Origin of the sequence: Sulfitobacter sp. HI0129 (assembly GCF_001635395.1) — a bacterium.
Lineage (GTDB): Bacteria > Pseudomonadota > Alphaproteobacteria > Rhodobacterales > Rhodobacteraceae > Sulfitobacter.
On sequence record NZ_LWGH01001056.1, the window covers coordinates 1 to 430 of the forward strand.

Below are 430 nucleotides of genomic sequence, written 5' to 3' on the forward strand. Positions count from 1 at the left end.
CCGGGCAAAGCTGGCCCATCGAGGTCACGCTGACCAACCGCGCCACCATGAGCAGCCGGATGCTGCTGGGCCGGCAGGCCCTGCAGGACCACATTACGATTTCCGCCACCGAAAAGCGCCTGCAGCCGGACCTCAGCTACGATGTCTACCACACCGCCACGGTCAGCCACGCCGCCCCCCAGCGCGCCCTGCGCATCGCCGTGCTGAGCCGGGAGGACAATTATTCAACCCGCCGTCTGGTCGAGGTGGGCGAAGCCCGCGGCCATACCGTGGAGGTCATCGACACCACGCGCTGCTACATGGCCATCAACCAACTGGCGCCGGAGGTGCATTACGACGGCAAGCGCCTGCCGCGCTACGATGCGGTCGTCCCGCGCATCGGCGCGTCGATCACCCCCTATGGCTGTGCCGTCATCCGCCAGTTCGAAAC

At 67.0% G+C, this 430-nt stretch carries 1 pseudogene; it reads left to right on the plus strand.

Annotated features, from left to right (window positions below):
• Positions 1-430: pseudogene (locus tag A3764_RS22530) on the plus strand (alpha-L-glutamate ligase); the annotation flags it as partial.